The organism is Arthrobacter sp. MYb213, from assembly GCF_002979915.1.
Classification (GTDB): Bacteria; Actinomycetota; Actinomycetes; order Actinomycetales; family Micrococcaceae; genus Glutamicibacter.
The window spans coordinates 293,678-312,552 of sequence record NZ_PCQA01000003.1 but is presented as its reverse complement, the minus strand read 5'-3'; the positions used below and the strand labels follow the sequence as shown (position 1 = coordinate 312,552).

The following is an 18,875-nucleotide window of genomic DNA, read 5'->3' as shown; positions in this document are numbered from 1 at the left end:
AAATCGCTTCAATGGAGGTTATCTTGCTTACCGAAACCACTGAAATCACCGAGAACCTAGTCCTCGTCTCTGACTTAGAAACCCGCTATTTGTCTGGCGGCCCACAGAATGCTCCGACCGTGGTGTTCATTCATGATGGCGCCTATGGCGGAGCTGCCGATGTGACCTGGGGGAAAATCTTACCTGAAGCCGCAAAGACGTACCGCGTCATCGCCCCAGACCTGCTCGGATATGGCGGAAGCGCCAAATCAATCCGCGCGGATGTCTCCCCATTTGCCTTCCGTATCCGGCACATTTTCTCACTGTTGGATCAGCTGGGCGTCACCGCTCCGGTGCATTTTGTCGGAAACTCATTCGGCGGCTCCATTGGCCTGCGCGCATTGGCCGATGAGAAGTACCGTGACCGTATTGCCTCGGTGAGTACCTTCAACGGAACAGGCGGTCCTTGGAAGGCCCCTGATATGGCCAAACTTGGTGCGTTCGACGGTACCCGCGAGTCTTTAGAGCAGTTGGTGGACCTGCTATGCGACCCGGTCGATGATAAGTCAGCTCATGTGGAGGCCCGTTACAAGTGGGCGATTACTCCGGGGCACTTCATAACCATGCGCGCCCCACATACCCAGCTTCCGGAGGCGCTAAAGGTTGAGCGTCCGGCGGATACCTTTCCGGCGCAGTTGAAGGCGGTGAATACTCCGGCATTGTTGGTCGAGTGTTCCAAGGACACCTTGCTCCAAGAAGGTTGGTCCAAGAATCTAGCTGAGTCGATGGGTAATGCTCGTCGTGAGGTGTTGGACCGAAAGCACTGCCCAAATATCACTCACCCAGAGGAAGCCTGGGATCTCATTGATGATTTTCTGACCTCGGTTATCGAAAGCGGCGCAAACTAATGGCAGAAACTAAAGCACCAGCGCTGATCCTCTCCGGAGGTTCTTCGGGCATCGGGGCGGCACTAGCCGCAGATCTACGGGCCGATTGGGATGTCACCTCGGTGTCCCGTTCACTACCCAAGGATCCACTGGATCAGATCACCTATGTTGCTGGGGACGTGGCCGGTAATGCGCCAGACGTCGTCCGCGAATCGCTCAAGGCCCAGGGGCGCGATAGCGTCCACTCGATTGTGCACTGCGCCGGAATCGGGGTATTCGGTCCATTCATGAATATGCCCAAGGCCGAATGGGAACGAGCCTTGTTGCTTAACCTGCACGGCACGTTGAACTTCATCCAGGGCACTGCGGATCTGGTGGAAGATGGTGGTCGTATTGTGCTGTATTCCTCGGGCACAGTTTTTAAAGCTCCCGCCGGAGCCGCGGCTTATGCCGCGTCAAAGGCAGGAATCATCGGTTTTTCACGGAGCCTGGCCGCCGAGTTGGGGGCACGTAATATCACGGTGAATGTGATCGCCCCCGGTCTGGTCATGACACCACTGGCTACCGATCTTGCCGGTGGCGAAGAAGCGAATATTGCTTCTCGTGCCATCAAACGCGCCTCGATCACCGAAGACTATGTGGGGCCTACCCGCTTCTTCCTCTCCGAAGGTGCAGGTTTTGTGACCGGACAAACCTTGGTGGTAGATGGCGGTTCAATCCGACGCTAGGCCATCAATTTCTACCCATAAACTCTCAGGTCGCTTCGCCGCGGAGAAGCGACCTGAGAGTTTTAACTCGTATTTTGGCCCAAAAGGCGCGAGGCGGGCGAAGTATGAAGTTCAGCCACGGTCAGCGATACCGCGCCGCCGCTAGCCCGCATTCGATATATCTCGGGGAATTCTGGGTTAGTGCACTAGCCACGCTCCCGGGCAATTGCAGACTCAGATTTCAAAAATGGTACTGACGGACCTGTCGATATTCGGCGTGACCCTGATAATCAAAAACTTGCTAGAAATGAGAGTCAACACGAAATGGTTTCCGCTACGCCGAAGCTGAGGTGGGAAGCCAAAATATGATTCTTACGGCGCCGAACATCGAACCGGATGTGCAATACCCAAAAAAACTCTCAACTACTTCCCAACGCATCGTTTACGTGCAAGATTGATCGATTAACCAGGTAGTGCCCGGATCCCCCAAAAGGAAAACCGGGCACTACCTTTTTGTTATCTCAATAGCGGTTTAGCTGTGGCGGCCGCGAGTACGGCGAGCCAAAACTACACCGGCTGCTGCCAAGAGCAGACCAAGACCTAGCAATGACAAGGTCTTGAAACCAGTGTCAGCCAGATTGTCATCATCCTTTGGCTTCTGCGTCTGCTTTGGTTCTTCAGAACCATCCACAGATTCGGAAGCCGAAGGTTGATCAGACTTCTCGGTAGGAGTTGGGTCCTGTGAAGGATCCTCGCTCTTCTCCGGCGACTCGGTTGAATCTTCCGAAGGCGCTTCGGTTGGATCGGTAGGAGTCGATTCACTCGGAGTCGGTTTCGTTGGATCTTCCGAAGGTTCCTCGGTTGGTTCCGTTGGTTCAACAGTCGGCTCAGTTGGCTCAACCGTAGGATCCGTTGGTTCAACAGTCGGCTCAGTTGGCTCAACCGTAGGATCCGTAGGCTCCACAGTCGGCTCAGTCGGCTTAACCGTAGGTTCCGTAGGTTCCGTAGGCTCAACAGTCGGCTCAGTCGGCTTAACTGTAGGTTCCGTTGGCTCAGTTGGCTCAGTTGGCTTAACCGTAGGTTCCGTTGGTTCCACAGTCGGCTCAGTCGGCTCAACCGTAGGATCCGTAGGTTCCACAGTCGGCTCAGTCGGCTCAGTCGGCTCAGTCGGCTCAACCGTAGGATCCGTAGGCTCCACAGTCGGCTCAGTCGGCTCAACCGTAGGATCCGTTGGCTCCACAGTCGGCTCAGTCGGCTCTGGTTCTGGCTTCAGTACAAAACCGAAGTCCAAAGTTGGATCATGATCGCCATCTTCGGTCAGACCCTCCGACTTGGCTTCCCAAGTCGATGAGTCATTCTCGCGGCTATCATCAGTCTCAATCGTTGGCACGTAAGGAGCCAAAGGATCCTTTGATGCTTCTCGATCGATGCTCACCGTGTAGGACTGGCCTTCTTCAAGTACAGGAAGATCCTTGAACTCGTAGAAACCATTCTCATCGGTAGTGGTTGGTTCAACAGGGTTACCGTTGACGTCCACTACAGGCTTGCCATCTGGACCAACAAGAGTCAGAACGACATCCTTGATGCCCTTCTCATCCGCATCCTGCAGACCGTCGTTGTTCTCATCAACCCATACGTAGTCACCTACGGAGACCTTAGGTACTGGCTTCAAAACCACGCCAGCATCCCAGGTTGGGTCGATACCCTCAGTAGCCTTGAATTCCTGATCTCGGTACTCCTTGGTCAACGAAGTGTTTTCGTCATTCAAGGTGAACTTTTCAGTCAGACCGGTAGATGGATCAGCATCTGAATCTACGGAATCATCTTCACCCTTATTCTGGGCAGTGAAATCGTACTTCTCAGCTTGTTCCGGAGTCAGCTCAAATTTGACCTGATACTCACCAGCAGGCAACTCATCAAAGATGTAGCGGCCATTCTCATCGGTAGTCGTCGTGGAAAGTTCCTCACCGTTACCGTCAAGCAGGGTGACCTTTACGCCTTCAAGAACTTCAGTGTCGCCCTGTACGCCATCGTCATTTGCATCAACCCATACGTAGTCACCCACGGCATAGGTCTTTGGAAGTTCGATAACCGGGTCATTGAAGAAAGTGACAGCGTTAGAAGAACCGTTTTCCTCAACGACTGCGACGATTTCTTCTGCGGAAAGTTCGTAGCCTTCCGGCGCCTCGACTTCCTTGATGATGTAGGTGCCGGTCTCCTTGACCTTGACTGCCTTGATGTTTCCTTCGGCGTCGTGGACACGTAGCTGGCCATCGAATACGAAGACATCGTCAACAACAACGTTGTTTTCCTGGTCAAGGACCTGGAATTTAGCGTCGAGGTCGGTGATGATGTTATCCGCGTTCACGGCATCAATCTTGCGAATGCTCAGTGGGTAACCGTCGGTTGGGGTAATCGAAGCATCAACGTTGCCAATCGAGTTAACGATCGATTCATCGCTCGAGAAGTCCGTGATTCGCACGAGAATATTTACATTCGGAGCACCCTTGGATGCATCCAGTACGGTTCCATCCTTCTGATACATAACGACAGAGCCCTGTGGAGCGCTATCACTTGGTGCATCAAAACGAGCCTGAACGTTACCGGATAGATCCTGCACCGAAGCGCTTGGGTTTAGCCCGTCATCTACGTTTGCGTCGGCAACGAAGCCGACAAATTCGATTCCTGACGGAAGATTATCGACAACCGGGATAATCGGCACACCGTTGTATTCGCCGTGAGGCACCAACTTCACGTTGTACACAAACAGGTCTTGGACGAGGTTGCCCTCGGCATCGGTCTCGGCACGCAAGTTATTGGTCCACGCCTGGTTAGGCGTATCTCGGATAGCCTTGCGAACTTCGGCTTCGTCACCATAGGAGGTGGTTTCTGTATAAACTTCGTCCCAGTAGTCTGCCTTACCATCTTCGCCGAACAAGGTTGCCCTGTTGGTGATCTGGAAGGTTTCCTTACCGATCAGTGGTTTGGTAGTCAGTGGCACATTCAGTTCGAACTGCTTGTCAGTTCCGATGTTATTAACAAAATCGATACCAGCAGCGTTGAGCTTGATGACCAGGTTGCTCGAATCGTCCAAGGACACATCGAACATCTCTGGACCCATCTTCTGCCACCAATCATAGGTGCCGGTAAGACCGGCCTTGATAGCATCCAAATCCGAAAGGTTGAACATCGTTGGATCTACATAATCAACAATGTAGCTCTTAGTGAGATCAATCTTTTTGCCAGCACCCACGGTGAACTTGTAGTCCACGGTGACCTCGTCACCGGGTGCGGCCGTGTGATCAGAGGCGGTCGCCTTGTTGAAGTACGATTCGTTTCTGAATCCTTCTTCGTTTTCAACGTCCGCATCAATTTGGTCAGTTAGCGAGTAACCAGTCTCGCTCGCATGGCTCATGGTCGCGCGGTTTGGGACCTTATACCGGGTGATGTTGGGGTTACCGGTGTTAACGGTCTCCAAGCCGGTCACGGAATTAATCTGTGCCTTGAGCTTGACGGCCGTTGCCAAGGTGTTGTCCATGCCTATATTTACATATACGGTCTGGCCATCAATGAAATACTGTCCTACATACTTAGCGTCCTTGAAAGCAGTTGCCTTCTGAGATGCGTTGCCAGTAGTAGGTACCTCGGTGGCCTTAGTAAGGGTCAGCCCCGCAGCAGTGATGAAATCTGCGTCATCGCTCTGCCACGATCCCCACGCTGGCAAGACATCACGAAGGACGACATTGCTGGTCAGGGTCTTCTTCTTGATGCTTCCGTCCCACTCGCGCAGGTCCACATTAAGTGAGTAAACGATATCCTTCGCAGGATTTACATTTCCATCTGCATCGACGTCAACCGCAGGGATAGTATTTCCGAACGACGATGATTTTGAGAACGCTTTGTTCCAGTTCACACCGGCGTTACCGGTGATCTTTGGCCCAGTTACAGTCAACGTCGCATCCCTTTTTTCTTCACCAAAGGTTGCGGTGTTCTTCAGCCCGATGCTGTAGTTTTCTTCTTCTTTACCATTGGCAACATCGTAAGCTTTTTGCAGATCTTCCTGCAGTTTCAGACGATCAGCTTCAGTAGTAACAGCAGCCTGGTAAGTGATCTTCGCCTGCGATGGGCCGGCAAGATCAATGGTGCCTGAGAAACTGTTGCCATCAATGGTTGGTGCGAAATCAGGGCCTGGTACATCGCGCTGAATGTTCATGCCGTTCGCATCCCAGATGGTCTGCGTTACTTTGAAGGAGTCTGCAATGTAATGCAGACCAGCCGGAAGCTGATCAGAGATTTTTAGCCCATTGCGGTCCTCCGCCGAATCGACACCCAAGGTGTAGTTGATCGGCTTATTCAGCACATCCGCTGAAATCTGTACCTTCCCCTGAACGATCTTGACGTAGGAGTTCAGGTTTCCAGCAAGACCCTTGCTGCTGCCATTCGTCACGTTGGCGAACTGGTCACCGTTATTACGGATAATGATGTCGCGGGTAGATTTTTCGCCGTCAACAGACCATGAGATGGTCTCTTGGCTACTGCCCTCTACCTTGTTGACTTTCACCTTGAACGCCAAAACGCCCTGGTTAACATCCGAGGGCCAAGGGTCTTTGAACTTAATTGTCACCTTGTTGGGGTTTGCCGGATCCGGTGTCACGGATTCAACGGCAAGGCTCCCAGCCGGAACAGAATCGAAACTTATTGGTCCGTCGAGTTCCAGAACCACTTCGTTGCCAGCGCCAACTTCGACACCGTACTGAATACGCATATCCAGTACTCGCTCTTCGTTAAGAACTGGCGTTCCACCATAATTTTCGGTGGAGTCTTCGACGGTGACCTGAATACCGTCGACAGCATGAGCAGGTGCAATTGCACCGACCATGAGTGCACCAAATGCAAGTGAAACTGTCACCACAAAAGCCAGAGCAGCTCTAAGAGCTGTTGTGAACTTTGTTAGTGCGTTTAGGTCACTTGCGCGCGCACCCCCAAAAAACCTATTCATTTATACCCCGATGGTATGCCCAGGCACCCCTGCGGTAGTCGCAGCTCCCCGTTTGGTCGAGTCAACCAAGTATCAATGACGCGGATGGAAAGGCACCGGCATTACTTTCTCTCCAAGCCGGAACAATATCAGCCACGAATTTTCGTCAAATCGACAGTTTGCCTACCTTTAAGTGCAGAGACTTACCCGCTAGAACTGGCGCTCTGAGCCGACCAGCACCGGCAATAAACGACAAATAGTTCAGTAATTGCCACTTCAAGGCGCGACATACGGCAAACATGCAGATTTTCTAGATAATATGCTCGATATCAAAGCTGGATTCACTTAACCTAAACGTGACCTCCGCGAATATTTTTGCCCCCCGACACAACGAGTGCCGGCGAATCCTACAATCAGTCGATCTCGCTAATTAACCCGAAACTTAACCCTTTCGGGCTAAAAGTCCACCGGAAATCCGACTACAAACCCCACAGTCGCGCTTGTTCTAGCATCTGTTCCAAATCATTAGACTCAAGCTTTCGATACAGGCTACGCATTTGGGCTTTAACTGTATTTTCTGACCTGAACGTTTCTTCAGCGATTTCACGACGCGACATTCCCGAGCGAAGCTGTGCCAAAATTTCCCGTTCTCTGGGAGTCAATGAAGGACGTCTGTGCGTTGGGGCTCCAGAATCTTCCTTTACATCTTGCAAGATTACCTTCGAAGATTGGTCCAGCTTGATGATCTCTGCGACCTCACCCCAGCCAGGAATAAGCATCAGCATTGATAACTCAGATAAAGATCCAGAGTCATGATGCATGCGTGATATTTGTTCTTGCAGCTTCGAGATTGGAAGGTCGGGATTCTGCGCGATGAGCTTTAAATACGCGCCAAGATTTCCGTGGCTTCGTATCTCTGTCACGGACCTAGGCATTTGCAAGACAGCTAACGCCGAGTCTGGTTGCCCATCTCGCAAATACCTCAGCGCGACCAAAACAGGGTCAACGTTGTTCGGGTCAACTGCAGGAGGAAGGTATGTGCGCTCGAGCATAGAAGCAACATATGCAGCGTCGTCTAATAATTTGCGGCTAAGCGGTGCCTGAGCTGCATTGTGGCGCTGTTGTCTAATTGTTGAGATCAGCCTGCCAGCTGCTTCTGGCAGGCCATCTTGAGTCTTATGCATCGCTAGTAGATATGCATGCACTGCCCAGAATTCGTCAGCGTCTGGCTTCTCTGGGATGTTCCGCAGTTCTTGGCGCGAGGTATCGAGATCAAGTTCGGTCAACGATAGATAACTTCTGGATAGCTCAGCTGCTCTAGCAAGCATCGGACGGCCCCACGTGGTTCTAGCGATGGCTCGATCGTGTCGGATTAAGAATAATTTTGCGGCAGCAAAGTCGCCTTCTAAGACATTGAGCATCGCAATTTTTCCTGCAGAATTAGCTAGCAGGAAGGGATGGTCCAAGGCACTGGCAGCCGCAAAAGACATTTCGAGTGCCTGCCGCGCAGCTACCTGTTCCCCTGCAACTAACAATGTGATGCCGGTTTGGAGCTGCGCCATCGCTACCAAGATTGGATTGGTCTGATCCGAATTGATGGCCAGACGTAGTACGTCGTGCATTCGAATCGCCGCAGCCCCGGCCTCCACATACATTCCACGGCTCCGGAGATACACGACTTCTAGTAGACCGACGGTAAGTGCCCGATTGTTGGGTTTTCGGTAAAGATATGCCGTGTCTTCTCGAAGCTTATGCGCCACTTGATCCGTCGAGTAGTCCGGGGTGAAACCGGGTAACTTCGTTTCGGTACCACCTTCAATAGATGTGATTAGCAAGCGAAACGCAAGCCATGCATAGCTCTTTTGGGACGTGATGAATGGCGGGATTTGTTTCACTAGTCCAGCTAGTTCTGCTGGATTCTCAAGAAACAGCTCAATCCAGTTATCTACGAGTAGCCGAAGTAGCATCACCCATTTTCGATCTCTCGCTAAGGTTTCCGCTGTTTCTCGGATCCCATAGACCTCAATAGAAGCTCTGGTCAGCGCCTTTTCCAGGATTTTCATACGCTCAGGTCCGGATAACGAAACTCGTTCGGTTAGTGCCTGCCGGAACATTTCGGGCATCATCCATGCCTCATCACCATTCGGACAAAGCAGTCCAGCATCGACTAACTGTTTTATCCCGTGAGGGTGCTCCGAAATTTCTCCGAAAAATGCTTCGACGATGTCTTCGTCAAAAATACTCAGGCAAACTGCCTCGGAAAGCTCTCCGTTGGGATCTGTTGTTTTGAGCCACATTGCCAGTCCGCTTCTTACTGCCTGAAGCGCTGGCTGAGTCGCTTCAGCATCCTGAGTGAGCAATTTAGCGGCAGCGAGCCATCCACCACATTGTTCAAAAATCTCGAGACTTCTGTCGAAGGATAATTTTGCGTCGACTGGCACGAGTTCAGCAATTTCGGCCCGGGTAAGTAACAAATCTTGTTGATGAGCGATAAGAATCAAATTGGGCCACGGCATACTCCAGATCAGGTGCGTGGGCTTCAAGATGATTGCGAGATGTAAATCGGGATCGCTATCTAGGCGTTGAACAAGAGAATCGATCTGACTTGCTTCGTTGAAAGCCTTGCGCGTCCAATCGTGCACTTCGCCATGTCGCTTCGCAATCCATGACCGAGCGAACCATCCACGTCCGGTTCCAGCAGCGGCTTTAACAAGTAATAGACGGGACGACGAATCAGCCCATTTGCTAAAACGGGCAAATGCCGGGTGCTGGTTAGGATGGAGTGACAATATGTATTTCTTCTCGGTTTGTTAACGAGGATTGATCATGGCAGCCCTGACTGACCTGATTCCCTGGGCAATTAAATGCTTTTCCCCGCGTTGGTGTGCACCATGCTACCCATTATTCCTTGTTAGCGTTATTCGATCATGGAGCAATCAAGTTCCGATTTCTCCGAGAAGTTCGACAATTCGGCGCCACTTAGCACCTTACGACATGGAAAATTTTCTTTCCATCGTCGACGCCTCACGACAAGAATCGTCAATTTTTAATGTGCGAACGGCTGGTGTGTGAAGCAAGGTTAGAACTTGCTTCACACACCAGCCGTAAAATTTCGACTCTATGCTATTTATGCTTCGTCGCGACGAATCAGCTTCCCGTTGGGATTCTTGAAATCTACGTCTGCGCCGGCAACGAGTGCCGAACGCACTACACCGGCCAAGGTCTTGCCCTGGTATGGGGAGATTGGGTTCTTGTGATGCAGCTTATTTACATCCACTTCGAAGGTTGCTTCCGGAGCAAAGAGCGCAAAGTCTGCATCATTGCCCAGCTTGATAGCACCCTTATTTGCCAACCCGGCGAGCGCCGATGGCTTAGCTGACATCCACTCAATGACCTGCTCCAGTGCGATACCGCGCTTCTTGGCTTCCGTCCAGATCAGCGGTAGACCAAGCTGCAATGAGGCAACGCCACCCCACGCCACTCCGAAGTCACCGTTTTCTACATCTTTGAGGTCAATGGTTGACGGTGAGTGGTCTGAAACGATGCAATCGATGACACCATCTTGCAATCCCTGCCATAGCAGTTCGCGGTTAGAAGACTCGCGGATCGGTGGGCAGCATTTGAAGGCTGTTGCGCCATCGGGGATTTCTTCGGCTAGCAGCGTCAGGTAATGCGGGCAGGTTTCAACGGTGAGTTTCACACCCTCCGCCTTGGCTTCCCTGATCATTTCCAACGCGTCAGAGCTGGACAAGTGTAGGACGTGGGCACGTACTCCGGTCTTCCGTGCGCGTTCGATAACCTGTGCAATGGCGGTATTCTCTGCGTCACGTGGCCGTGAGTCTAGGAAGCCCGAGTACTTGCCGCCGCTGGCTTCAGGAGCATGGTCAATGATGTCTGAATCCTCGGCGTGCACAATCATCAGTGAATCGAAGGACTTGAGCACCTCCATGTCCTCTTCCATCTCGTCAACGTTCAGCGAAGGGAATTCATCAACACCTGAGTGCAGCAAGAAACATTTGAAACCGAAAACCCCGGCCTCGTGCAGGTCTTTCAGGTCTTCTTTGTTGCCCGGAATCGCTCCACCCCAGAAGCCCACGTTAACGTAGGCCTTGGTGCTGGCAGCGTCGCGTTTGATGTTCAGTGCTTCGAGGTTCACCGTCGGCGGGATGGAGTTTAGCGGCATGTCCACGATAGTGGTGACGCCACCGGCGGCAGCTGCCTTGGTGGCCGATTCAAAGCCTTCCCATTCGGTACGCCCTGGCTCGTTGACGTGTACATGGGTGTCGACCAGTCCGGGTAACAGCACCTCGTCTTCACTGACGTCAATGGTTCGTGCACCTTGCAGGTTCTTGCCCAACTCTTCGATGGCGACAATCTTTCCGTCGCGGACACCGATTTCATGGGCTGCAATTCCCGAGGTGGTCAAGATGCGTTCACCGCGAATGACTAGATCAAATTCCAATTCAGTGCTTCCTGTGGTGCCACGTTCAACAGCTTCGTTGATGCTCATGAGTCGTTCCCTACTCGTTACGTTTAAAGCAATAGATAAAAATCAGTACTACACGGTGCGGTTATTTCCATGATCTCCTATCTTGGAAATAACCGCACTCGCTTTTACTGCAGATGCCAATGACAGCGACGACTGAGATTAGGCATTTGCCCTGGCACCAGAAGTCATGGGGACCAACGCGGTAGGCGCATCCCCCACCTCCAATGCAAGATCTTCAAATTCATTGACCGCGTCTAATTGCGCGCCCATGGAAATGTTCGTGACCTTTTCTAGGATCACTTCCACCACGACCGGAACCTGATGTTCATCAGCCAACCGGTTAGCCTCGGCAAAGCCTTCGGCAAGTTTCGCCGGGTCCGTGACGCGTACCGCCTTGCAACCCAGTCCTTCGGCGACCTTCACGTGGTCCACACCGTATCCGTTGGTCTCTGGGGAGTTGATGTTATCGAAGCCCAAGGACACGTGATAATCCATTTCAAAGGGACGTTGGGACTGGCGAATCAAACCGAGGTAGGAGTTGTTGACTACTACGTGCACATAGGGCAGCTTGAACTGCGCGCCGACTGCTAGCTCCTCGATCATGAATTGGAAGTCGTAATCACCCGATAACGCGACCACCTTTTCACCGGGCTTACCACGCACCACACCCAAAGCTGCGGGTCCGGTCCACCCCAGCGGGCCTGCCTGACCGGCGTTGATCCACTTGCGCGGACCGTAAACGTGCAGCATTTGCGCGCCGGCAATCTGGCTGAGCCCAATGGTGGACACATAGGTGGTGTCCTGACCGAAAGCCGCGTTCATTTCTTGGTACACGCGCTGCGGTTTGATGGGGATGTTATCGAAGTTCGTCTTGCGGTGATTTGTCGACTTCCGCGCAGTGCATTCATTTGCCCAGTCTGAATAGTCCGGGATGGTGCCTGCACTCTTGCGCTCGCGGACAATCTCCAAGAGCAGGTCCAGTGCTGCCGACGCATCCGAGGTGATTCCCAAATCCGGGGAGAACACTCGGCCTATCTGAGTTGGTTCGATATCTACGTGGATGAACTTGCGTCCGGCACGGTAAGTATCCAAACCACCGGTATGACGGTTGGCCCAACGGTTACCAATGCCCAGAACAACATCCGAAGCCAAGAAGGTCTCGTTACCGTACTTGGTGTGCGTCTGGATTCCCACCATGCCCGACTGCAACCGGTGGTCATCGGGAATGATGCCCCAACCCATGAGTGTCGGAGAGACCGGAATGTTCAGTTCTTCGGCGAGCGCCACCAGCTTGTCGCTGGCATTCGCGTTGATGACACCGCCGCCTGCAATGATGATGGGACGCTTGCCGCTCAGCAGCAAATCCACGATTTTTTCTGCTTGACCTCGGGTGGCCTGCGGCTTGGTGGGTACCAAAGGCTCATAGGCGTCAATATCAAAATCAATCTCCGCCAGCTGCACGTTAATTGGCAGGTCAATGAGCGCCGGGCCGGGGCGGCCTGAACGCATGATCTGGAATGCCTTGGCAAAAGTACCTGGAACCAGGCCCGGTTCGAGCACCGTGGTGGCGTACTTGGTGACCGGCTTGGCGATAGATTCGATATCCACCGCTTGGAAATCTTCCTTATGCAAAACATTGGTTGGAGCTTGACCGGTGATGCACAGCATCGGGATCGAGTCCGCGATGGCTGCATACAGTCCGGTGATCATGTCGGTGCCAGCCGGACCGGAGGTACCGAGGCACAATCCGATCTTGCCACTGGCCCGCGAGTATCCGTCTGCCGCGTGGCTGGCGCCTTCGACGTGGCGGTGCAGGGTGTGGCGGATTCCGCCATGCTGCCGCATGGCCGAGTAGAGCGGGTTGATTGCTGCGCCGGGCAAGCCGAACGCTTCGGTAGCGTCTTCCTTTTCCAGGATCAGCACGATGGCATCTACTGCGCGCATCATAGGCATTTAAATCACACATCCATATCGATGGTTCGGCCCCGAGCGGAGCGGTATCAGAGAAGAAAATTGAGGTAGACCTGTGGCGGGTCGACAAATTGAATCGTCATCACACACCACCCCGAGCACCGGAAGCCGGACCCGAACTGGAACGAAGGGAACCATCCGAAGCGAAAAATCACCCAAGAATGGAACGGCTACCGAAGGTAGGCGTAGAACCCGCCACAGGAAGTATTGGGGAGCAAAGGGTAAGTAAGGGTATTACTCGCTCTGGCCCGATAGGCGTTGTACGCCGCGGAAGAGTCCGGAGTGGTCTAGCGCTCCGTCGCCACTGGCCACGGTGGAACCAACTAGCTGGGCTACAAGTGCTCCTAGTGGCAGCACCACCCCGGCCTCGCGTGCCGCGGAAGTTACGATGCCCATGTCCTTGTGGTGCAAGGCAAGTCTGAAGCCTGGAGTAAATTCGCGGTCTAGGAGCTTTTGACCCTTTTGGTCGAGAACCTTTGATCCGGCTAGACCTCCGCCAAGCACCTTCAACGCCGAGTCGGTATCTACTCCATAGGCTTCGAGGAAGACTACCGCTTCGCTCAACGCCTGGATATTAGCTGCGACGATGAGCTGGTTGGCCGCCTTAACCGTCTGTCCGGATCCCGAGGGACCTACCAAGACAATGGTTTTTCCCACGGCTTCGAGTACCGGTTGCGCTTCGGCGAAGTCAGCGGGTTCGCCACCGACCATGATGGATAGCGCACCGTCAATCGCACCTTGCTCGCCACCGGATACCGGGGCGTCCAGTGGACGAAGCCCGGCCTCGCGGGCTTGCTTAGCCAGGCTCACTGCGACGTCGGGTCGGATCGAGGAGTTATCAACCCAGATTGCGCCGGATTTGGCGTGTGCGAACAATCCTTCTTCGCCGGTGGTCACCGCTTCGACGTCCGGGGAATCGGGGACCATCGTGATGATGACGTCCGCATCCTTGACGGCCTGCGCAATAGATTCGGCCCCGTGCCCGCCGGCGGCAATAAGCTCCTTAATGGCCTTATCGCTGCGGTTGAATCCGGTGACGTGAAAACCGGCGGTAATCAAGTTCTTTGCCATGGGCAGTCCCATGATTCCCAAGCCAATAAAGGCAACGTTCTGCGACATTTGATACTCCAAAGTTTGTTGGCGGTCCGCGCTCACGGCGCAAAGATATAGGTTAGGAAGCTTCGACTTCTGCGGTGCGCAGCCAGTCGAAGGCTGTCTCGGCACTCTGCTTGTATTCCAAGGCAACGAGACCGGCGTAGCCAAGCTCTTTGGAACGGGCAATCCAATCCAGTAGTGGCAGATCACCGGTTCCCGGTGCGCCGCGCCCTGGTGCATCGGCTATCTGGATATGAGCGAAGTCCTTGGCATGCTTTTCAATCACTGCCGCTACGTCATCACCGTTAACTGCTAGGTGGTAGAAGTCCGCGAGCAGGCCAATATTTTCGCCACCCGACTGCTTGACCTTATGTACCACCGCTAGCGCCTCGTCCGCGGTTTTCAGCGGGTAGGCTTCGGTTCCGGACACCGGTTCAATCAATACGGTTCCGCCAATACTTGCCACCCCCGCGGTGGCGATCAAAAGGTTCTCAATCGCTAGCTCGTCTTGGGCCTGTGCCGACGAATCCTGTTGGCGATTGCCGTAGAGCGCGTTGAAGGATTTGCAACCTGTGGCCTCCCCGATGGCGGTAACAACATCTACGTTGTCGCGGAACTCTGCGCCGCGCCCAACCCACGAGACCAGGCCGCGGTCCCCCGCTGGCATATCGCCGGCGAAGAAGTTTAGTCCGTCTAGCTGCACTCCGGCGTTCTTGATTGAGCGGACGAACTCATCGACCTGCTTGTCCGTTGGCACTGCAACATCAAAAGGCCACCAAAATTCGACGCTGTCGAAGCCGGCCTGTTTGGCGGCGTCGGCACGCTCGTTGATAGCTAGTTCGGTGAGCAGAATCGAGCAGTTCAGAGTGTAAGACACTGGATTTCCCTTCGAAACCTTTTTCAAATATTCCACTTCATGGAATCTTTGTCTTGCTTTATGAAAACTCTAGATCCGAATTTGAGTCACTGTCAACCCCTATTCAAAACACATCAGCCTCAAGTCCCTCTCTCATAATGACCCGCGCTGGAAAAACTCGCGGAGGAGTCCTAGATCGCCGCAATTGGGTTTGTGGTGCTAGAAAAACGCTTAACTTCCGCAATACGAGATAGTTCCTTCTCGCATTGCGAAAAGTAATTTTTTCCTTGCGGAAATGATGTGATCCGCCTTACAGTTGGGGCAGTCATTCGACGTGGCATATACCTCGCGAGAAATTACCCTCTGGAGCAGCCGTGAAAATCTCATCTCCCAATGACTTTGCTAACGCAAAGCCAAAGCCCAAGAAGCGCTTCTACAAGTCTCTGTTCGTGCAACTCGGTGTTGCGGTCGTGGCAGGCGTCCTCATCGGTCATTTCTGGCCAAAGATCGGTTCAGAACTCAGACCACTGGGTGATGGCTTCATCATGCTGATCAAGATGATCATCGCACCACTGATCTTCCTGGTCATCGTCACCGGCATCGCCGCTGTGGGCGATGTAAAAGCCGTGGGTCGAGTCGGCATCAAAGCTTTGCTCTACTTCACCAGCGCAACGCTTTTCGCGCTAGTCTTTGGACTGATCATCGCGAACATCTTCCAGCCCGGCGCAGGATTGAACATCGACCCATCCACGTTGGATGACTCATCACTCAAGGAAAAAACCGGCGAGGCCAAGGGCGCAGCCGACTTCATCCTTGGAATTATTCCAGTCAGCGTCATCGGTGCGTTCGCCGAAAACAATCTGTTGCAGGTGCTGTTCTTCTCGGTCTTCTTTGGTGCAGCCATTGTTGTGGTTGGCAAGGAACGCTGCATGCCGCTAATAGCCGTGTTTGAAAATATCCTCGAGCTGATCTTCAAGATCATGAGCTGGGTAATGAAGGTTGCCCCGCTGGGTGCCTTTGGTGCCATGGGATTCATCATCGGTCAGTACGGCATCGCCACCTTGGGCACCTACGCGAAATTGATCATTGCCTGTTACGTAGCAGCGCTGCTGTTCATCGGAGTTTTGTTCATCATCGCTTGGGCTTTCGCTCGAGTGCCACTGTGGCAGTTCATTCGATATACCCGCGAAGAATTCCTGCTGGCTCTGGGCACGGCATCCACCGAATCAGTGATGCCACGCATCATGACGAAGCTGACCAATGCCGGTTGCTCACGAGCCACCACGGGCCTGGTGGTACCCACCGGTTATTCGTTCAACCTCGATGGCGCGGCAATTTACCTGTCCATCTCGTTGCTCTTCTTAGCTCAGGCTTTCGGGCACGACTTAAGCCTCGGTCAGCAGCTGGCAGCACTGGGCGTCTTACTACTGACATCCAAGGGTATGGCCGGCGTACCCGGCTCCTCGTTCTTGGCCCTGTCAGCCACCGCTGCGGCGCTGGGCATCTTCCCAGTGGCCGGCGTGGCACTATTGCTCGGCGCGGACCGCATAATGGACTCCATGCGCGTGGTAGTGAACCTGCTCGGAAACTGCGTAGCAACCTTTGTCGTGGCCAAGTGGGAAGGCCAGTTTGACCGCGAAGTCATGAAGCGAGCGTTCGCCGGTGAAATCACCAATGAAGACACCGCACGGATGCTGGGCAAGGAAGAAGAGTTTGCAGCTGCCGAGGTTAGCCGCTTGGCCGCCGGCGAAGAGCCATCGCCCAAATTTGGTGGAGGACCAGCAGCGGATTCCATCCCAGAATTCGAGCTTCGCAATCGTAGCTAATTTCCGCTGAGCGGCAACACCGTGGGCCTGGCGCAACTGCGCTAGGCCCACAGTCTCAAGTCATACACCGGTAACGAAAACATGATTTTTTAGGTCTTAGACTGCAAAACGCAAGTCAACTAAGTTTCAACCTATTTCCACACAACGAAATTCAGATTCTCTATTGCGATAGTGTGATGCAGCACATACAGTTGTTGAATCATTGATGTGGCACACATCTCGGAGTGTATTTCTCTAACTCAGGAGCAGCCATGAGCAAACGACTCATTGGGAAGCACGCAGAAAAGCCAGCTTGGCGTCTGCAGCACGAAGCCCAGCCCGTGGTGGGCACGCCAACCGAGTTCTATTTGAACTTCGGCCAGCCTATTTACCCGTAACGCGTCAGCGCCTCCCACCCTGGGACTCGAACGCAGTTACCTTCCAAAGGCAAAAACAGGCACGTTTCATTCATGCGCGCTGTCGATAGCTAATTACTCCACAGTCGGTCCTCGGCCGCCGAAAAAGCCTCGACCTACAGCACGCTCCTAAGAATAGGACACCACCATGGCGCACCAATTACCGGAGGCCACCTCCGCGCCGACGCTCTTCACCCAAACGCATAGTCAAGGAATTGATCCTTCAAACCCGCTTGAACTCAGCGCTTCGCTGTACAACGAAGACCTAGCGCCCACCACACGCAAGGGGCGCACCTGGAATTCCTACAGCATCTTTACTCTCTGGGCCAACGATGTGCACTCGCTGGGCAACTACGCATTCGCCATCGGCCTGTTCGCATTAGGCATGAGCGGATGGCAGATCCTTGCCGCACTAGGCATCGGCGCGATTTTGCTTTTCGCGCTATTGAACCTATCTGGGTTTATGGGCGAGAAAACCGGTGTCCCGTTTCCGGTTATGAGTCGCATCGCCTTTGGTATCAACGGCGCACAGATTCCTGCCTTGCTTCGCGGCGCGGTGGCCATTGCCTGGTTCGGCATTCAAACCTTCCTCGCCTCTCAGGTACTCAGCGTCATGGTCATCGCTTTAGCGCCGGGCGCTGCCAGCCTGCAGCAAACCAGCTTCCTTGGCCTAAACACCCTCGGTTGGATTTGTTTCGTTACCCTGTGGGCCGTTCAATTGGTCATCGTCAGCTACGGCATGGAAATGATTCGCAAGTATGAGGCCTTTGCCGGTCCGGTCATTCTGGTGACGTTCTTGGCACTAGCCATTTGGATGCTTTTTGAATCCGGCTTCAACGTCTCGATGACCACCGGAGATACCCGCTCCGGCCTGGACATGTGGGTGGGTATCTTTGGTGCCGCCGCCCTCTGGGTCTCCATCTATGGAACCTTCGTGTTGAACTTCTGCGATTTTACCCGTGGCGCCTCGTCAAAGAAGGCCATTGTGCGCGGAAACTTCTTCGGCATTCCGTTGAACATGCTGTTCTTCGGGGCGATTGTTGTTGTGTTGACCGGAACCCAGTTCTCCATCAACGGTGCGGTCATCAGCTCGCCGTCGGACGTGGTGGAAGCAATCCCCAATACGCTGCTGCTAGTCCTCGCCTCCGGAGCGTTGCTCGTTCTCACCATTGCGGTGAACTTAATGGCGAACTTCGTTGCTCCGACTTACGCGCTGACTAACCTATTCCCCAAGAAACTAAACTTCCGCACCGCCGCCTTGATTTCTGGCGCTATCGGGTTGGTCATTCTTCCGTGGAATTTGTACAACTCACCGGAAATTATCAACTATTTCCTCGGCGGCCTTGGGGCACTACTTGGCCCACTCTTTGGCATCATCATGGCCGACTATTGGATCGTTCGCCGCGCTCGGATCAACGTGGTTGACCTCTATCGCAGCAATCCCGAAGGCACCTACTACTTCACTCGCGGGGTTAATTACCGCGCGGTCACCGCCCTAGTCATTAGCTCGGTCATCGCATTGCTCTTGGCCTTCGTTCCCGCACTGCACGTGGTGGGACCGTTCGCCTGGTTCTTGGGCTCCGGAGCCGGAGCCGTCGTCTACCTGATTCTGGCTAAGCGTCGCCTGGACCTGGCAGACATTGACGGCGAAGCTATCGCGGTCACCCCGAAGCACTAAGGAGAAGGAATCCA

The 18,875-nt window shown here is 53.6% G+C and carries 11 protein-coding genes; 5 read left to right on the top strand and 6 right to left on the bottom strand.

Going from position 1 to position 18,875, the window contains the following annotated elements:
- The first annotated feature begins 11 nt into the window (after positions 1-11).
- Together CQ011_RS08960 and CQ011_RS08955 are read left to right on the top strand one after the other, a co-directional pair.
- Complete coding sequence (locus CQ011_RS08960) at positions 12-887, top strand: alpha/beta fold hydrolase (protein ID WP_105676990.1); 876 nt, start codon at positions 12-14, stop codon at positions 885-887.
- A complete protein-coding gene (locus CQ011_RS08955) occupies positions 887-1,594 on the top strand; it encodes an SDR family NAD(P)-dependent oxidoreductase (RefSeq protein WP_105676987.1) in 708 nt (235 codons plus the stop codon). The genes CQ011_RS08960 and CQ011_RS08955 overlap by 1 nt, the downstream gene beginning before the upstream one ends.
- Before the next feature lie 511 nt (positions 1,595-2,105).
- Here the strand turns inward: CQ011_RS08955 and CQ011_RS08950 are convergent.
- From CQ011_RS08950 to CQ011_RS08925, 6 genes are all read right to left on the bottom strand, one after another.
- The gene (locus CQ011_RS08950) at positions 2,106-6,482 is read right to left on the bottom strand and encodes an SdrD B-like domain-containing protein (protein ID WP_181148051.1); all 4,377 of its coding nucleotides are present in this window, start codon (positions 6,480-6,482) and stop codon (positions 2,106-2,108) included.
- 548 nt (positions 6,483-7,030) lie between these two features.
- A complete protein-coding gene (locus tag CQ011_RS18035) occupies positions 7,031-9,340 on the bottom strand; it encodes a helix-turn-helix domain-containing protein (RefSeq protein WP_105676979.1) in 2,310 nt (769 codons plus the stop codon).
- 338 nt (positions 9,341-9,678) lie between these two features.
- Entirely contained in the window at positions 9,679-11,061 is a 1,383-nt protein-coding gene (gene allB / locus CQ011_RS08940; protein ID WP_105676977.1) for an allantoinase AllB, read from the bottom strand.
- 138 nt (positions 11,062-11,199) lie between these two features.
- Positions 11,200-12,993 carry a glyoxylate carboligase gene (gcl, locus tag CQ011_RS08935; RefSeq protein WP_105676975.1) on the bottom strand — a complete coding sequence of 598 codons (1,794 nt, stop codon included), beginning with the start codon at positions 12,991-12,993 and terminating at the stop codon, positions 11,200-11,202.
- 252 nt (positions 12,994-13,245) lie between these two features.
- Complete coding sequence (locus CQ011_RS08930; RefSeq protein ID WP_105676973.1) at positions 13,246-14,130, bottom strand: 2-hydroxy-3-oxopropionate reductase; 885 nt, start codon at positions 14,128-14,130, stop codon at positions 13,246-13,248.
- Positions 14,131-14,182: 52 nt separating this feature from the next.
- On the bottom strand, positions 14,183-14,983 hold the full coding sequence (locus CQ011_RS08925; RefSeq protein ID WP_105677618.1) for a hydroxypyruvate isomerase family protein: 801 nt from the start codon (positions 14,981-14,983) through the stop codon (positions 14,183-14,185).
- Positions 14,984-15,336: 353 nt separating this feature from the next.
- Between CQ011_RS08925 and CQ011_RS08920 the strand changes: the two genes are divergently transcribed.
- The 3 genes from CQ011_RS08920 (at position 15,337) to CQ011_RS08915 (ending at position 18,861) form a co-directional block, all read left to right on the top strand.
- The gene (locus tag CQ011_RS08920) at positions 15,337-16,788 is read left to right on the top strand and encodes a cation:dicarboxylate symporter family transporter (RefSeq protein ID WP_105676970.1); all 1,452 of its coding nucleotides are present in this window, start codon (positions 15,337-15,339) and stop codon (positions 16,786-16,788) included.
- Positions 16,789-17,039: 251 nt separating this feature from the next.
- Positions 17,040-17,165, top strand: a complete 126-nt coding sequence (locus tag CQ011_RS18030; protein WP_286161141.1) for a hypothetical protein — start codon at positions 17,040-17,042, stop codon at positions 17,163-17,165.
- A gap of 166 nt (positions 17,166-17,331) precedes the next feature.
- Positions 17,332-18,861, top strand: coding sequence for an NCS1 family nucleobase:cation symporter-1 (locus CQ011_RS08915; RefSeq protein ID WP_105676967.1), 1,530 nt, complete (start codon positions 17,332-17,334; stop codon positions 18,859-18,861).
- Positions 18,862-18,875 lie beyond the last annotated feature (14 nt).

What these genes read in the sequence shown, in the direction of transcription:
- CQ011_RS08960 (WP_105676990.1), top strand. Translation starts at nt 12, where the DNA reads ATGGAGGTTATCTTGCTTACCGAAACCACTGAAATCACCGAGAACCTA.
- CQ011_RS08930 (WP_105676973.1), bottom strand. Translation starts at nt 14,130, where the DNA reads ATGTCGCAGAACGTTGCCTTTATTGGCTTGGGAATCATGGGACTGCCC.
- CQ011_RS08915 (WP_105676967.1), top strand. Translation starts at nt 17,332, where the DNA reads ATGGCGCACCAATTACCGGAGGCCACCTCCGCGCCGACGCTCTTCACC.
- CQ011_RS08955 (WP_105676987.1), top strand. Translation starts at nt 887, where the DNA reads ATGGCAGAAACTAAAGCACCAGCGCTGATCCTCTCCGGAGGTTCTTCG.
- gcl (WP_105676975.1), bottom strand. Translation starts at nt 12,993, where the DNA reads ATGCCTATGATGCGCGCAGTAGATGCCATCGTGCTGATCCTGGAAAAG.
- allB (WP_105676977.1), bottom strand. Translation starts at nt 11,061, where the DNA reads ATGAGCATCAACGAAGCTGTTGAACGTGGCACCACAGGAAGCACTGAA.
- CQ011_RS18030 (WP_286161141.1), top strand. Translation starts at nt 17,040, where the DNA reads ATGAGCAAACGACTCATTGGGAAGCACGCAGAAAAGCCAGCTTGGCGT.